Annotated in this window: 14 protein-coding genes; 8 read left to right on the top strand and 6 right to left on the bottom strand. The window is 70.6% G+C overall.

Translation table 11 applies throughout. The features are described from left to right. Window positions 1-30: 30 nt before the first annotated feature. Both LK06_RS30570 and LK06_RS30575 read right to left on the bottom strand, forming a co-directional pair. Window positions 31-663 (bottom strand): LysE family transporter, encoded by a 633-nt coding sequence (locus LK06_RS30570; RefSeq protein WP_039652202.1) that lies wholly within the window; start codon window positions 661-663, stop codon window positions 31-33. Between the two features lie 165 nt (window positions 664-828). Next, window positions 829-1,314 carry an HIT family protein gene (locus LK06_RS30575; RefSeq protein ID WP_043433285.1) on the bottom strand — a complete coding sequence of 162 codons (486 nt, stop codon included), beginning with the start codon at window positions 1,312-1,314 and terminating at the stop codon, window positions 829-831. 137 nt (window positions 1,315-1,451) lie between these two features. Between LK06_RS30575 and LK06_RS30580 the strand changes: the two genes are divergently transcribed. Continuing rightward, complete coding sequence (locus LK06_RS30580; RefSeq protein ID WP_043409403.1) at window positions 1,452-2,288, top strand: alpha/beta fold hydrolase; 837 nt, start codon at window positions 1,452-1,454, stop codon at window positions 2,286-2,288. 118 nt (window positions 2,289-2,406) lie between these two features. Here LK06_RS30580 and LK06_RS30585 read toward each other — a convergent pair whose 3' ends face one another. Continuing rightward, a complete protein-coding gene (locus tag LK06_RS30585) occupies window positions 2,407-4,017 on the bottom strand; it encodes an acyl-CoA synthetase (protein ID WP_039651813.1) in 1,611 nt (536 codons plus the stop codon). 200 nt (window positions 4,018-4,217) lie between these two features. On the opposite strand from LK06_RS30585, the gene LK06_RS30590 reads away from it, so the two are divergent. The 5 genes from LK06_RS30590 (at window position 4,218) to LK06_RS30610 (ending at window position 8,533) form a co-directional block, all read left to right on the top strand. Next, window positions 4,218-5,018 carry a crotonase/enoyl-CoA hydratase family protein gene (locus LK06_RS30590; protein ID WP_039651812.1) on the top strand — a complete coding sequence of 267 codons (801 nt, stop codon included), beginning with the start codon at window positions 4,218-4,220 and terminating at the stop codon, window positions 5,016-5,018. 16 nt (window positions 5,019-5,034) lie between these two features. After that, window positions 5,035-5,976 (top strand): Zn-ribbon domain-containing OB-fold protein, encoded by a 942-nt coding sequence (locus tag LK06_RS30595; protein WP_039651811.1) that lies wholly within the window; start codon window positions 5,035-5,037, stop codon window positions 5,974-5,976. After that, window positions 5,973-7,043, top strand: a complete 1,071-nt coding sequence (locus LK06_RS30600) for a thiolase domain-containing protein (RefSeq protein ID WP_039651810.1) — start codon at window positions 5,973-5,975, stop codon at window positions 7,041-7,043. Before LK06_RS30595 ends, LK06_RS30600 begins: the two co-directional genes overlap by 4 nt. Further along, window positions 7,040-8,206, top strand: coding sequence for a thiolase domain-containing protein (locus LK06_RS30605; RefSeq protein WP_043434660.1), 1,167 nt, complete (start codon window positions 7,040-7,042; stop codon window positions 8,204-8,206). Before LK06_RS30600 ends, LK06_RS30605 begins: the two co-directional genes overlap by 4 nt. Before the next feature lie 81 nt (window positions 8,207-8,287). After that, entirely contained in the window at window positions 8,288-8,533 is a 246-nt protein-coding gene (locus tag LK06_RS30610; protein ID WP_039651808.1) for a DUF397 domain-containing protein, read from the top strand. A 109-nt stretch (window positions 8,534-8,642) separates the two neighbouring features. Here the strand turns inward: LK06_RS30610 and LK06_RS30615 are convergent, their stop codons facing one another. Continuing rightward, on the bottom strand, window positions 8,643-9,881 hold the full coding sequence (locus tag LK06_RS30615) for an FAD-dependent oxidoreductase (protein WP_039651807.1): 1,239 nt from the start codon (window positions 9,879-9,881) through the stop codon (window positions 8,643-8,645). 86 nt (window positions 9,882-9,967) lie between these two features. Here LK06_RS30615 and LK06_RS30620 point away from each other — a divergent pair, with 86 nt between their 5' ends. Next, window positions 9,968-10,630 carry a TetR/AcrR family transcriptional regulator gene (locus LK06_RS30620; RefSeq protein WP_052269873.1) on the top strand — a complete coding sequence of 221 codons (663 nt, stop codon included), beginning with the start codon at window positions 9,968-9,970 and terminating at the stop codon, window positions 10,628-10,630. 94 nt (window positions 10,631-10,724) lie between these two features. Further along, window positions 10,725-11,222, top strand: a complete 498-nt coding sequence (locus LK06_RS30625; RefSeq protein WP_039652198.1) for a hypothetical protein — start codon at window positions 10,725-10,727, stop codon at window positions 11,220-11,222. Window positions 11,223-11,229: 7 nt separating this feature from the next. Here the strand turns inward: LK06_RS30625 and LK06_RS30630 are convergent, their stop codons facing one another. Together LK06_RS30630 and LK06_RS30635 are read right to left on the bottom strand one after the other, a co-directional pair. Beyond that, window positions 11,230-13,200, bottom strand: coding sequence for an N-acetylmuramoyl-L-alanine amidase (locus tag LK06_RS30630; protein WP_039651806.1), 1,971 nt, complete (start codon window positions 13,198-13,200; stop codon window positions 11,230-11,232). 305 nt (window positions 13,201-13,505) lie between these two features. Beyond that, on the bottom strand, window positions 13,506-14,651 hold the full coding sequence (locus tag LK06_RS30635; protein ID WP_039651805.1) for an aminoglycoside phosphotransferase family protein: 1,146 nt from the start codon (window positions 14,649-14,651) through the stop codon (window positions 13,506-13,508). Window positions 14,652-14,891 lie beyond the last annotated feature (240 nt).

Below are 14,891 nucleotides of genomic sequence, written 5' to 3' on the forward strand. Positions count from 1 at the left end.
GCGACGGGAAGCGCTGCTCTTCCCCGCCGATCACGGCCGGGAGACCAGCAGATGGGCTGCGAGTCCCACGATCACGGCACTGGAGACCAGGGAGGTGAACAACCTGCCGTGAGGACCTGTGAGCGTGCGGCCCAGCAGGGCTCCGCCGCCGGCGAGGAGGACTTGCCAACTGGCGGACGCCGCGAAGGCCGCCAGGACGAACACGGCCTTCTCCCACCGATCGGACACGGTGCTCCCCTGGCCGGCGAGTACCAGAGCCGCGAAGTAGATCACGGTGATCGGGTTCAACATCGTGACGCCCAGGAGCCCCAGATACGCGCGCGTTGGACTCGTCAGCTCCCGATCAGCGTCGGCGGAGACCTGGCGTTCGCCGTATCGGACGACGGCCGCCACGGCACTCCGGCACGCCAGCGCCACGAGGACCGCGGCCGAGGCCCAGTGCAGAGGAAGCGTGATCGACTTGATCACGGGGGCGAGCGCCGAGCCTCCGATCACGGAGATCAGCGCGTACACCCCGTCAGCGGTCGCCACACCGAGAGCGCCACAGACTCCGACTCTCAACGAGGTCTGTGCCGTGAGGGCGACGAGATACGTCGCGATCACTCCCACCGGCATGGCGACGCCGTATCCGGCCAGGAGTCCCGCGACCAGGGCCGTGCTCACGCGCGGTGCGAAGCCGACCTCCACGGGCAGCCCGGCTGCTGCCGGCCCCGCCCCGCGGTGGAGGAGGACATCGGCAGGACGGAAACGGGCGTCGTGGTCATGGGCAGATCATCGGTGGCACCCGGCCACCGGGGCAACGGGTTTACGCGGTCGTCCTGCCTCGGTTCAGGGCTGCCGGGCCGGCGTGAGGCGGTCCAGTTCCCCACCGATCGCCTCGCGCAGGGCGTGATGCTGCGGGCCAAGGGCGAACCCCGTGTCGGTCCATCGCTCGCGCGGGTACAGCCACACGGGCTTGTCGATGAGTTCGGTCGGTTCCCATGCGAACCGCGGCCAGACGTGCGCGTGCAAGAACGGGTCGGTGTTCCCGAGGATCTCCAGATTGACCCGTCGGAAGGAGGGGTCCAACCCCTGGCAGGCACGCTCGACGGCTTCCCCCAGCCTGTCCATGTCGGACAGGAACGTCAGCCGCTTGCTCCGTGGGAGTTCCGACAGCCGCTGCACGGAAGGGTCATCCGCCAGCAGCACCGCATACCCGGGGAGGAACTGTACGTCTCCGATCGCCGCGAAGCCGGCCTGCAGCCTGCGGAGCACCGTCGGGTTCTCGCCCCGGAGTGCGCTGCCGATCCGGTCCTTGCGCCAGTCGTCACTCATGATCAATGACCTTACACACGGTTGATCAGCCACAAGCTGTGCCGGATTGCGGGTGCCCGGCCTGCCTACCGCTCCACTCGCCACCGGCCACTGTAAATGCGTTGCGCACCGGTGGGTCGAGCCCGAGGATCATCTCCATGCCGACCTTCGCCACAGCCGACGGTGCCCGGCTCGCCTACCACCTGCGAGGGGACGGCGAGCCCCTCGCTGTTCTGCCCGGCGGGCCCATGCGAGCCTCCGCCTATCTGGGAGACCTCGGCGGGTTGACCGCGCACCGCACTCTGGCCCTGCTCGACCTGCGGGGCACCGGCGATTCCGCGGTGCCGGCGGACCCGGCGAGGTACCGGTGTGACCGAATGGTCGAGGACGTGGAGGCATGGCGCACCCACCTGGGCCTGGAGCACATGGATCTGCTCGCCCACTCGGCGGGCGCCGCCCTGGCGATGCTCTACGCGGCCCGCTACCCGCAGCGCATACGGCGGCTGCTGCTGATCACCCCCAACCCGGCCGCCCTGGGCATGCGGGCGAGAGCCGAGGAGCGGCTGGCCGCGGCCCGGCTGCGCGCGGACGAGCCCTGGTTCGCGGCGGCGTTCCCGGCCTTTCGGGCCTGGCTGACGGACGGGGCGGACTTCGACGAGGTGTTCCTGCCGTTCTTCTACGGCCGCTGGGACGACGCGGCCCGAGCCCTCTCGGACACCGAGCCGGAGCAGACCAACGAGGAGGCCGCCGAGGCATACGTCGCCCAGGGCGCCTTCACGCCGGCCCCGACCCGAGCCGGCCTGGCCGGCCTGGCCGCACCGGTCCTGGTACTTGCCGGCGCGCTCGACGGCGGCCCGTGCCCCGACCTCGCCCGCCGTACCGCCGAAGCCTTCCCGAACGCCGTGTTCACCGTCCAGCCCGGCGCGGGACACTACCCCTGGCTGGACGATCCGGACCGATTCGTCCGCCGCGCGCTGGCCTTTCTCGGCGGCTGATCGGCGGCCAGTCGGTAGTTGAGCGCGGGCTGCGCCGCCCCCGGTGAACCAGGCTGACCGTAAGGGCCTTCCTCCCCGCGGCGGAGCCCGTCCCGGCCGGTGAACCTCCGCCCGGGCCTCACAGGTCCGTCGCGGCCACCTTCCGGGCCCAGCGGTAGTCCGCTTTGCCGCTCGGTGACCGCTGGACGGTCTTTGCGATCACCAGCTGGCGGGGGATCTTGTAACCGGCAAGCCGGGTCCGGCAGTGGCGTTGGATGTCGGCCAGCGAGGGGCGCCGCGCTCCAGGGCGCAGCTGCACCACGGCCGTCACATGGTTGCCCCACGTTGCGTCCGGCACCCCCAGCACCAGCGCGTCGTACACGTCGGGATGTGCCTTGAGCGCCTGTTCGACCTCCTCCGGATAGACCTTCTCACCCCCGGTGTTGATGCACTGAGAGCCCCGGCCGAGCACGGTCACCACTCCGTCCTCGTCGACCGTCGCCATGTCACCGAGCAGCACCCAGCGCTGCCCGCCCCGCTCGAAGAAGGTCTCCGCGGTCTTTTGCGGGTCGTTGTAGTAGCCGAGCGGGACATGGCCGCACTGGGCGACCCGGCCGGTCTCACCGGCGGCAACCGGCTCGTGCGTCACCGGGTCCACCACCTGCGTGCGCGAGTTGACCCGGATGCGGAATCCACGCTCGGGCCCGGAGTCCTCGGTCGCCGTCCCGTTGAACCCGGACTCCGAGGATCCGAAATTGTTCAACAGCACTGCGTTCGGGACCAGTGCCCGGAACTGCCGGCGTACCGTCTCTGACATGATCGCGCCCGACGAGGAGACACTGACCAAGGACGAGCAGTCGGTGTCCTTCATCGGCCCGCTCAGCTCATCGATCAGCGGCCGGAGCATCGCGTCGCCGACCAGCGACATGCTGGTGACCTTCTCCTGTTCGACGGTCCGCAGTACCTCCCCGGGTACGAACTTCCGGTGCAGCACCACCCGCTGGCCGAAGTTGAAGCCGATGAACGCGGTGAGCGTCGAGGTGCCGTGCATCAACGGCGGAGTGGGGAAGAAGGTGATCCCGGAGCCCCCCGCGGCCACCCGCTCGGCCAACTCCTCGGGCCGCCCCACCGGCTCGCCGGTCGGCGCTCCGCCGCCTAGGCCGGCGAAGAACAGATCCTCCTGACGCCACATCACACCCTTGGGCAGGCCCGTCGTGCCACCGGTGCAGATGATGAACCGGTCGTCCCCGGAGCGGACCGGGAAACCGCGGCCGGCCGCTGCTGATGCCTCGGCATCGGTGAACGGCACCGCTTCCGGCGCCCGCCCCGTCCCCGCTCCCACCCGCAGCAGATGCCTCAACCCCGGGGAGCGCGGCAGCGCGCCCGCCACCCGGTCCTCGAACTCCGCGTCGAAGACCAGCGCGACCAGGTCCGTGTCCCGGTAGAGATACTCCAGCTCGTCCTTGACGTAGCGGTAGTTGACATTGACCGGGACCACCCTTGCCTTCAGGCAACCCAGCACCGTCTGTAGGTACTCGACGCCGTTGTACAGGTGGATGCCCAGGTGCTCACCGGGCCGTATTCCGCTGTCGATCAGGTGGTGTGCGACGCGGTTGGCGGCGGCATCCAGGTCCGCGTAGGTCAGCCGGCGCCGCGCGCCCGTGCCGGGGTGGTCCAGGTACACGAGCGCTTCGCGGTCCGGGACCACGTCGACGACCGATTCGAACAGATCAGCAAGGTTGTACTCCACCGCTCCTCCTGACCCCGGCAGACCGGACGAAGCAACCGGACGAAGAAAGTCGCGAACACCGGTTCGCCGGTCATCAGAGCAAAGCGGGAGGCAAGTGTGAAGGCCTCGCACCAATAAATCTGACTAGCTGTCAGAAAACTCTTGAAGTGCCTCCCCAGCTCCTGCAACCTGTTCTGGTTCTCACCGAGGGGAGATGGCCCATGGGCGGGACGGAACACCTCACCGTGCGGCGCGAAGGCGCCACACTGGTGCTCACGCTGAACAGGCCCGACGCCAGGAACGCGCTCTCGCTTGCGATGCTCGTCGGCCTCTACGACGGCTGGATCGAAGCCGACGCGGACGACGCGATCCGTTCGATCGTGCTCACCGGCGCGGGCGGCGCGTTCTGCGCCGGAATGGACCTGAAGGCGCTGGCCGGGGACGGCATGCAGGGGCAGCAGTACCGCGACCGGCTCACGGCCGACCCCGATCTGCACTGGAAGGCGATGCTGCGCCATCACCGCCCCCGCAAGCCAGTGATCGCCGCCGTCGAAGGGTACTGCGTCGCGGGCGGCACCGAGATCCTCCAGGGCACCGACATCAGGGTCGCGGGCGAGTCCGCCACCTTCGGTCTGTTCGAGGTCAGACGCGGGCTGTTCCCGATCGGTGGCTCCACCGTGCGACTGCAACGCCAGATCCCGCGCACCCACGCCCTGGAAATGCTGCTCACCGGACGGCCCTACAGCGCTCGGGAAGCCGCCGGGATCGGGCTGATCGGCCATGTCGTCCCCGACGGCACCGCGCTGGCCAGGGCCCTGGAGGTCGCCGGACGGATCAACACGTGTGGTCCGCTCGCTGTCGAGGCCGTCAAGGCGTCCGTGTACGAGACCGCCGAGATGACCGAGACCGACGGACTCGCCGCCGAACTCGCACGCGGCTGGCCCGTGTTCGACACCGCCGACGCCAAGGAGGGCGCCCGCGCCTTCGCGGAGAAGCGACCCCCCCTCTACAAGCGCGCCTGACCCGAGGAGCCCGCCCGTGCCCGAAGTGCTCAAAGCACCACTCGTCGTCGCTTTCCCCTTCACCCGATCCCTCGGCCCTGTCCAAAGCGCTTTCCTCACCGGCCTGCGCGAACGCGTCGTCCTCGGGGTGCGGACCACGGACGGGCGTACCCTCGTCCCGCCCGTCGAGTACGACCCCGTCACCGCCGAGGAGATCGGCGAGCTGGTGGAAGTCGCCCCCACCGGCACGGTCACCACCTGGGCCTGGAACCCCGCCCCCCGCCGCGGGCAGCCCCTGGCGACCCCGTTCGCCTGGGTCCTGGTCCGCCTCGACGGTGCCGACACCGCCCTGCTGCACGCCCTCGACGCCCCCGGCCCGCACAGCGTGCACACGGGTATGCGGGTGCGCGTCCGCTGGGCCCGGGAGCGCACCGGGGCCATCACCGACATCGCCTGCTTCGAGCCCCACGAAGGGGGACCGGGCCGACCGACCGGGCACAGCGGTGCGTTCGGGAACCCGCTCACCGCGATCGTCACCCCCGCCCGGCTCGATTACACCTACACGCCCGGCCGCGCCCAATCCGCCTACATCAATGCCCTCTCCGAGCGGCGCACCGTCGGCGAGCGCTGTCCCTCGTGCCACAAGGTGTACGTCCCGCCGCGGGGGGCGTGCCCCACCTGCGGCCTCGCCACGGCCGAACGGGTCGAAGTGGGTCCGCGGGGCACGGTCACCACGTTCTGCATCGTGAACATCAAGGCGAAGAACCTCGACATCGAAGTGCCCTACGTCTACGCACACATCGCCCTGGACGGTGCCGACCTCGCGTTGCACGCCCGGATCGGCGGCATCCCCTACGACCAGGTCCGCATGGGGCTGCGCGTGGAACCCGTGTGGACGGAGGACGCTCGCTACCCCGACCACTACCGGCCCAGCGGCGAGCCCGACGCCGACTACGAGACCTACAGGGAGCTGCTGTGACCGGTGAAGAAGCCCCCACCCCCCGGGACGTCGCCGTCGTCGCCTTCGCACAGACCGAACACCGCCGCTCCACCGAGGAGTCCTCCGAAGTCGAGATGCTGATGCCGGTGCTCCACGAGGTGCTGGCCCGGACCGGCCTCAAGGCCGCGGACATCGGCTTCACCTGCTCGGGCTCCAGCGACTACCTGGCCGGCCGCGCCTTCTCCTTCACCCTCGCCCTGGACGGCGTCGGCGCCTGGCCGCCGATCTCCGAGTCGCACGTCGAGGCCGACGGCGCCTGGGCGTTGTACGAGGCCTGGACCAAGCTGCTGACCACGGACGCGGACACCGCCCTCGTGTACTCCTACGGCACATCCTCATCCGGGTCGATCCGGGACGTGCTGACCCGCCAGCTCGATCCGTACTACCTCGCCCCACTGTGGCCCGACGCGGTGGCCCTGGCCGCGCTCCAGGCACAGGCGCTCGTGGACGCGGGGGACACCGACGAAACCGCGCTCGCGGCCGTCGGCGCACGCAGCCGCGCCGACGCCACCGCCAACCCACATGCCCAACTCACGGGGAACGTCCCCCAGGGCGACTACGTCGTACGGCCACTGCGCACCGGTGACTGCCCGCCGGTCAGCGACGGCGCCGCCGCCGTGATCCTCGCCGCAGGGGAGCGGGCCCGGGAACTGTGCGAGCGGCCCGCCTGGATCCGCGGCATCGACCACCGCATCGAGGCCCACGCACTCGGCGTCCGCGACCTCACCGACTCGCCGTCCGCCCGGCTCGCCGCCGAACACGCCGGAGCCTTCGAACGGCCGGTCGACACGGCGGAGTTGCACGCGCCGTTCAGCTCGCAGGAGGTGATCCTGCGCAAGGCGCTCCGGCTCGACGGCAGCGTCCGCGTCAACCCCTCCGGAGGGGCGCTCGCCGCCAACCCGGTCATGGCTGCCGGCCTCATCCGCATCGGTGAGGCCGCCGCCCGGATCCACAGTGGCGAGTCCGACCGTGCTCTCGCGCACGCCACGTCCGGCCCCTGCCTGCAGCAGAACCTGGTCGCCGTACTCGAAGGGGATCCCCGATGAGCAAGGAGCCCGTGGCCGTCGTAGGCATCGGCCAGACCAGGCACGTGGCAGCCCGCCGGGACGTGTCGATCGCCGGACTCGTCCGCGAGGCGGCACAAAGGGCCCTGAGGGACGCCGAGGTGACCTGGGCCGACGTCGAGGCCGTGGTCATCGGCAAGGCGCCCGACTTCTTCGAGGGGGTGATGATGCCCGAGCTGTACCTCGCCGACGCCCTCGGGGCCGTGGGCAAGCCCATGCTCCGCGTGCACACGGCAGGCTCCGTCGGCGGGTCGACCGCGCTCGTCGCCGCCAACCTGGTGGCCGCCCGTGTGCACGGCACGGTGCTCACCCTCGCCTTCGAAAAACAGTCCGAGTCGAACGCCATGTGGGGCCTGTCCCTGCCGATCCCCTTCCAGCAGCCCCTGCTGGCCGGGGCCGGCGGCTTCTTCGCCCCGCACGTGCGCGCGTACATACGGCGCAGCGGCGCACCCGGCACCGTAGGCTCCCTGGTCGCCTACAAGGACCGGTGCAACGCCCTGAAGAACCCCTACGCACACCTCCACGAACACGACATCACCTTGGAGAAGGTCCAGGCCTCACCCATGTTGTGGGACCCCATCCGCTACTCCGAGACCTGTCCGTCCTCCGACGGTGCCTGCGCGATGGTCCTCACCGGCCGCGCCGGGGCCGCCCGTTCGCCCCGGCCGCCCGCCTGGCTGCTGGGCGGCGCCATGCGCAGTGAACCGACCCTCTTCGCGGGCAAGGACTTCGTCTCGCCGCAGGCCGGCAAGGACTGCGCCGCGGACGTCTACCGGCAGGCCGGCATCGCCGACCCTCGCCGGGACATCGACGCCGTGGAGATGTACGTGCCGTTCTCCTGGTACGAGCCCATGTGGCTGGAGAACCTGGGGTTCGCCGCGGAGGGCGAAGGCTGGAAGCTCACCGAGTCCGGTGCGACCGCACTCGACGGGGACCTGCCCGTCAACATGTCCGGCGGTGTGCTGTCCGCCAACCCGATCGGCGCCTCCGGCATGATCCGCTTCGCCGAGGCGGCCCTCCAGGTGCGCGGACAGGCTGGAGCACACCAGGTGGAAGGGGCTCGCAGGGTGCTGGGGCACGCCTATGGCGGCGGCGCGCAGTTCTTCTCGATGTGGCTCGTGGGAAGCGAACCGCCGGACTCCTGAAAGTCCTTCCCAGGCGGCCTGTTGGGCGTCGTGAGCGCTCGCTAGGCTGGCCGCGGATGACGAACCGGGAGGAGCACGGACGTGGCCGAGAGCACCATCCAGCAGCAGCAGTCGCTCGCGGGCTGGGACAAGCCGGAGCTGGACCTCAGCGGGGCCGAGTGGCAGTCCAGCAGCCGAGGTCTGGGAGATGTCCAGATCGCCTTTGTCGAGGGCTTCATCGCCATGCGCAACAGCGGCCGCCCCGAGGGCCCTTCCCTCATCTTCACCCCTGCGGAGTGGGGCGCATTCGTGTGCGGCGCGCGGGAAGGGGAGTTCGACCTCACCTGAGCGACCTCGCACGGGCGGCCCGAGTCCAGTGGTCGCGCGACCGGCCGCCGGGTGGCGAACGCCCGGCGGCCGATGGTCCTCCCGGTGCCCGGTCGGGGCGGTCGGCCGGTCAGTGCATCCGGTGCGGGCGCCCGGGGGAGGGGTGTGCCGACGGGGCGCGTTCCGCGAGCAGCTTCCGGATGGGGCCAAGGGCCGTGTTCACTCCGACGAAGCGCGTGGCCTCGTCGCGTGCCCGGCAGATCGTCCGCCCGCGGCGGAACATCAGCCGGGCGAGGCGGCGGGAGTTGTCCTGGGCGGTCTCCACGCGTGGGCGTTGCCGGGCCTCGTAGGCGCGCAACGCGTCCGGTACCGAGGCTGCGTTGCCCGTGGTGAGGTTCCCGGCCAGGACGGCCGCGGATTCCATCGCCATCGCCGCTCCGACGCCCGCGGTGGGCAGGAACCCTGCGGCGGCGTCACCCAACAGGGCTACGCGGCCGGCGGTCCACGTCGAGGCGCGTACGTCGGACATGTCCCAGAAGTAGGCGTCGGAAGCGTCTGCGACGGCCTGCAGCGCACGGGCATGGCGGCCGTCGAGCGTACGGAGCGCGCGCCGGACCTGCTGGGCGAACGCGGCCGGGCCCGCGGAGGTGACATCGCGGGGTCCGCCGACGAACACCCCGACGCGGTCGAGCACGGGATAGAGGCCGATGAAGCACCCCGCACCCCATGTCTCCTCGTAACGGCCACATGCGTCGGCGTCGGAATCGGTCCAGGCCACCCAACCGCCCCAACTGGTGTCGTAGGGATGCACCTGGCGGGGATCGAGGACCAGTGACCGTGTGGCCGAATGAAGTCCGTCGGCCGCGATCAGCGCGTCGACGTCGACGGCGAGTTGCTTCCCTCCGGCGGCCAGGGTGACGTGCACCAGGCCCTCGTCCTGGACGATTTCCGTGACCGTGGTCCGGTAGGCCACGGGCGTCTGCTCCACGCCGAGCACGCGGAGCAGGTGCCCGCGTTCGATGCCACGGTAGTGGCCGAACCTGCCGATCGCATCGTCCAGGGAGTAGTCCTTCAGCACCGCCCCCGACGCGCCGTGCAAGCGGTACTGATGCATTTCGACACTGGCTTCGAGGTACCGGTCGAGCACGCCGAGGTCGTGCAGCACCGGGTCGACGAACGGCATCAGCCCCAGCATGTAGCCGTCCTCTCCTTCCGGCGCCGCGCGTTCGACGAGAACCGGATGCAGCCCGCGGAGCCGCAACAGCCGGGCCAGGGTGAGGCCTGCGACTCCGGCGCCGACGATCAGCACCCGGAACGGGTCCTCCCGGGCGAGTCTGAGTTGTTCCGTCACGTCCGTCTCTGTCCGCATGCGCCCTCCCGTCTTGTGGACCAGGTGGTCCACTGTGACCATAACAGGGATTGGACCGGCTGGTACACGGCGGTTAGGCTGCTCCCATGGCAGCAGGTGAACTCGCCCCGGAGCGCCGTCGGCGCCTACTGGAGGTGGCCGCGCGGGAATTCGCAGCCAGGGGGTACGAGCACGCGTCACTCAACGCGATCATCCACACCTGTGGGATGAGCAAGAGCTCCTTCTACCACTACATGGGATCGAAGGCAGCGCTCTTCGACACGGTGGTACGGGAGGCGACGGGTGCACTGGCCCGCAGGCTCCGCGTTCCCGCACCGCGGGAACTGGCCGGCCCGCACTTCTGGGACCGGGTGACCGCACTGCTCAACGACGTCCTTGCCGCTGCCGACCGGGAACAGTGGTACGCCGAGGCCGGGAAGCTCTTCTATCTGCCGGACGTGCCCGATGGGCAGGGCACCGTACTGCGTGAGGTGTTGCGCTCGATCCACACGTGGCTCACCCAAGCGCTGGCCGTCGGCCGTGAGTGCGGCGCGGTCCGCGACGACCTGCCCGCATCCCTGCAGGCGGCGCTCGTGGGTGACGTCCTGCAATGCCTCGACCGCTGGTCCCTGCAACACCTGCGCGAGTCACCCGCTGCGGTGCGCGCCGACCTCATGCGAGCGCAGATCGAGGTCCTTCACCGCCTGCTCGCTCCGTCCCCCCGGGCGGCACAGCCAACGGGGGGAACGGAACAGGGAGCAGAGCCGTGACCTCCCGGAGCGTGTGCGGGAGCCCCGCCCACCGGTGCCGCCCCCCAGGTGCCTGCAGGTCACCCTCCGGGTCCCGGGCACGTACCATGGCCGCATGTCGTTCCTCCGCCGCCGCAGCGCCACTCCCGCCGGACCCGATTTCGACGTGCTGGCCATGGACCCGGGCGACTGGCCGGGCAACCTCGGCGCGGGCCTGCTGCCCGCCCCCGACGGCACCTGCCAGGGTGTCTTCCTGCGCTACGACCTCTTCGGCGGCCGTGGCCCCGCCATGATCATCGGCAACCTGCCGGAGCACTCCCCGGCCCGCGAAGTTGCCGAGGGAGAGGTCCCCTTCGAGGTGGCTCAGCTGCTGCTGGCGCTGGAGAACGACGAGGAGGTCACCGTCGTCGAGTCCGAGGACACACCGGTCCTCCAGGGCGACAACCTGCTCATCGTGCGGCGGCTCAAGCTCTCCGAGAGCCGGATCTCGTGCGTGCAGTTCGACCGCAGCGACGGCGTCCTGGTGACCATCGCCGCCTGGGACCGCCCCATCACCGATGACCTGTACGCCCTGCTGAAGCCGCTCCCGGCGGAGCTTTTCCAGCAGGGCTGACACTCTGCTACCGGGTCCAGCCCTCGAGCCGTACGTCCGAGGCGCGGACGAACCCGACCCGGTGGCCGTACTGGATCTCGTAGTACAGGTCCTTGCCCACCACGACCCGGTGCGAACCGGTGGTGAAGGTGACCGCGTAGTAGTACTCTCCCGGCACCTCGTCACCCACCACGTACTTCTGCCCGGCAGGGATCGTGTACGGCAGCGGCACGACCGACTGGGTGGGCACGCCCGCCGGGTACGCACCCTTCTCCGGGTAGGCGCGGCCGTACACCGGGACGCCGGCCAAGCCGTCCCTGGGGGTCACCGCGAACCCTCTCGCGGGGACTGCCGCCGGCTGCCAGCGAGGGTTCTGGAACCAGGCCTTCTGCCCCAGGTACCAGATCGCCGTCCAGTCGCCCCAGCGGCCGGCGACCGCGAACTGCTGGCCGGTGGACACCCGGGAGGACAGGTCGTTCACCCCTGTCGTCGGGTCCGTCGTGAGTCCGATGTCCTTGATGAGCGGTGCCTTTACATCGTGATCCGAGTACAGCCGGACCTCGCTGGAACCGTGCGTTGTGCAAGGCTCGCCCTTGGTGGCGCAGCCGGTGTAGGCGGGGCGGTTCCAGGCGTAGTCCGGCAGGATCGTCACCAGCCCGGTCTGTCGGCCGGCCGTGCGCCTGAACGGACGGCCCAGCAACTGGAAGTAGTGCCGCCAGTCCCAGTACGGACCGGGGTCTGTGTGCATACCGGGGATGGCCGAGGCCGTCGGACCGGGCACGTTGTCGTGGCCCAGGACGTGCTGCCGGTCTAGCGGGATGTCGTACTTCCTGGCCAGGTACCTCACCAACCGCGCCGAGGACCGGTACATCGCCTCCGTGTACCAGGCGTCCGGGCTGGCCAGGAAGCCTTCGTGCTCGATGCCGATCGACTTGGCGTTGATGTACCAGTTGCCGGCCTGCCAGGCCACGTCCTTCGCTTTGACGTGCTGGGCGATCAGCCCATCGGTGGAGCGGATCGTGTAGTTCCATGACACATACGTGGGGTCTTGGATGAGCTTCATCACCCCGTCCCAGGTGCCCTCTGTGTCATGGATGACCAGGTACTTGATGCTCTGTGACACCGGACGGTCGCCGAGGTCGTGGTTACCGTAGTCGCCGTTCCCGAACTCGGTGTACGGCGCCGGAACCGACTCGCAGGAGACCGACTTCGGGCACTCGGTACCGCCCTTGGGGAGGGTGGGCAGGCCGGTCCGTCTCAGCTGGGCGGTGTCGGCGGTGAGTCGGGGCTGTGCGGCCAGGGCGACCAACTGGCCGTCGTCGGTGATGCGCTCCTCGCCCGTGCGTAGGATGTCGTAGACATTATCGGCGTACGCCGCCGCGGTCGCCGTGTCATTGGCGCGGGAGAACAGGGCCACCGCGCCGTACCAGTCCGCCGGGTCGCTGCTCGGAGGTTCGCCCAGTTCCTTCTGCGCGGACGCGAGGAGCGCCGCGCCGCCCGCCACGTTCGCCGCCGGGTCGGTGCGCAGTTCCCCGGCTGGGATGCCCGCCAGCCGCGCCGCCTCGGGCAGCGTCCTCAGACGGGACGGAACCGCCAGCCCGGAGGGCACCCCGATGGTGGGGCGCAGCGCGGCGCGGGCGGCGTCGCCACGGGCGTCCTCAGTGCCCTCGGCGAAGTGCTCCGTGGTGGCGATCGCGGCTCGGGCATCGGTGAGGTGCATCGGGCCGTAGCCCCCGCTCACGCTGGGCGCGCCACCGTGCCAGTCCCAGCGGGACTGCAGATAGGAGACGGCCAGCAGCACGCGCTGCGGTACGTGGTAGTTGGCCGCCGCGGTGGCGAATGCGCGCTGCAACCTGCCCGTGGCGGCGTCCGTGGAACCCTGGGCGGGGGCGGCGAGGAGCAGCGGCAGCAGCAGGGCGGCGGAGGCGAGCGGTCCGGTGGTCCGCCGCGGAGTCCTGCGGCCGGGCGTGGACGTGCGGTCGGTGGCGGGTCCTCGCAATGCGGCCTCCTGTGGCGGGCGTGGCGGGGCGTGCGGCGCCGAGCTGGGTCAGTGGTACCGGCTTGCCGACGTTCCGTCAATCATGCCTTCGAGGCGACGATTTCCCATGTCACGGTGGGGACCGGCGAGTTTCGCTGCGGCGCCACGCGGACCTGCGGAGCATCAATGGTGTAGATCAGTGACCGGCATCCCGGGAGCCCGCCACGGCCGGTGGCCACCACACCCACGCCCCGGAGCCGGAGAGGGCACAGACCAAGGTCCGCGGTGCGCCGCCGCTCCGGGCACACCGCGGACCCTCGTCCCCGTCAGCGAGTGCCGACCGCCGCACGGACGGCCTTGCGGGCCATCTGACAGTCGTCGTGCAGCCGCCTGAGCAGCAGCCGCTGTTCCTCGCCGGACGGCGCGGCACCCGGGTGGGCCGTGCCCGGTGCCGCCGGGGCCGGATCGTGCATCGAACGCTGCACGGCCGTCTCGTAGGTGCGGATCTCCCGGGTGAGGAGCAGCATCAGGTTCACCAGGAAGGCGTCCCGGGAAACCGGGCCCGCAGACTGGGCGATCTGGCTGATCTGCCGCCGGGCCACCGGAGCGTCCCCGAGGACCAGCCACAGCGTCGCCAGGTCGTATCCCGGTAGGTACCAGCCGGCGTGTTCCCAGTCCACCAGCACGGGACCAGCCGGCGAGAGCAGGATGTTGGACAGCAGGGCATCACCGTGGCAGAACTGGAGCATGCCGTGCCGGCCCACCTCGTGGGCGATGCCGTGCAGGAGCTTCTGCAGATCGCCGAGGTCGCGGTCGGTGAGCAGGCCGAGCTCGTGATACCGGGAGAGCCGGGCCGCGTAGTCCAACGGCACGTCGAAGGTGCCGGCCGGGGGCCGCCAGGCGTTCACCCGGCAGATGGCGCCCAGTGCGGCCCGGATGTCCGTGCGGGGCGGAGCTTCCGCAGGGTGCCGTTGCAGGGCCGCCGTGCGGCCCGGCGTCCGTTCGATGACCAGGGTGCAGTTGTCCGGGTCCGCCGCGATCAGTCGCGGCACACGGACCGGAGGTCGGTGCCGGACGAACGAGCGGTATGCGGCTATTTCGTGATGGATCCGCTCGGCCCAGGCGGGCGAGTGGTCCAGGAGGCACTTGGCGACGGCTGTGCTGCGTCCCGTCGTCCCCACGAGGAGGACGGACCGTCCGCTGCGCCGGAGCACCTGCACTGGAGTGAACTCCGGGCAGATCCGGTGCACCGAGGCGATCGCGGAGCGCAGTTGCGTGCCCTGGGCGCCGGAGAGGTCGAGCCTTCCGCTGAGGGGTTGGCCGCCGGGCTGGCCCGGCACCCGCCGGGGCCGGCCCCCGCCCAGCGCGGGGCCACCCGGACGCACTGCCGGGTCGAGGTACGGTCCTCCGCCCGCCGGACGAGAACGCAGCGGCCGGGGTGGGGCGGACACGGAGGACGATGCTGCGTACATGGGAGATACAGATCCCTTCGTGTGCCTGCTGTGCCTGCCTGTGAGTCCGTGCTCCGATCCGCAGCCGGCCCGGTCGGGTCGGGAGCGCGGTGTGCTCGGAGCGTGCGACCACCCGCCCGGCCGCCAGGGTGCACCCTGGGGAATGCACCCGTCACATGAAGTGGCGGCCAGGTCGGGGTGGCGCGTTCCTACCTGACACCTGATGCCCAGTGGCACACCATCTGGCGAACCCTGGCGAAC

The organism is Streptomyces pluripotens, from assembly GCF_000802245.2.
GTDB lineage: Bacteria > Actinomycetota > Actinomycetes > Streptomycetales > Streptomycetaceae > Streptomyces > Streptomyces pluripotens.

Bases quoted from the DNA above. Each gene is read 5' to 3' on its own strand.
- LK06_RS30575 (WP_043433285.1), bottom strand. From the start codon at position 1,314: ATGAGTGACGACTGGCGCAAGGACCGGATCGGCAGCGCACTCCGGGGC.
- LK06_RS30580 (WP_043409403.1), top strand. From the start codon at position 1,452: ATGCCGACCTTCGCCACAGCCGACGGTGCCCGGCTCGCCTACCACCTG.
- LK06_RS30590 (WP_039651812.1), top strand. From the start codon at position 4,218: ATGGGCGGGACGGAACACCTCACCGTGCGGCGCGAAGGCGCCACACTG.
- LK06_RS30605 (WP_043434660.1), top strand. From the start codon at position 7,040: ATGAGCAAGGAGCCCGTGGCCGTCGTAGGCATCGGCCAGACCAGGCAC.
- LK06_RS30615 (WP_039651807.1), bottom strand. From the start codon at position 9,881: ATGCGGACAGAGACGGACGTGACGGAACAACTCAGACTCGCCCGGGAG.
- LK06_RS30620 (WP_052269873.1), top strand. From the start codon at position 9,968: ATGGCAGCAGGTGAACTCGCCCCGGAGCGCCGTCGGCGCCTACTGGAG.
- LK06_RS30625 (WP_039652198.1), top strand. From the start codon at position 10,725: ATGTCGTTCCTCCGCCGCCGCAGCGCCACTCCCGCCGGACCCGATTTC.
- LK06_RS30635 (WP_039651805.1), bottom strand. From the start codon at position 14,651: ATGTACGCAGCATCGTCCTCCGTGTCCGCCCCACCCCGGCCGCTGCGT.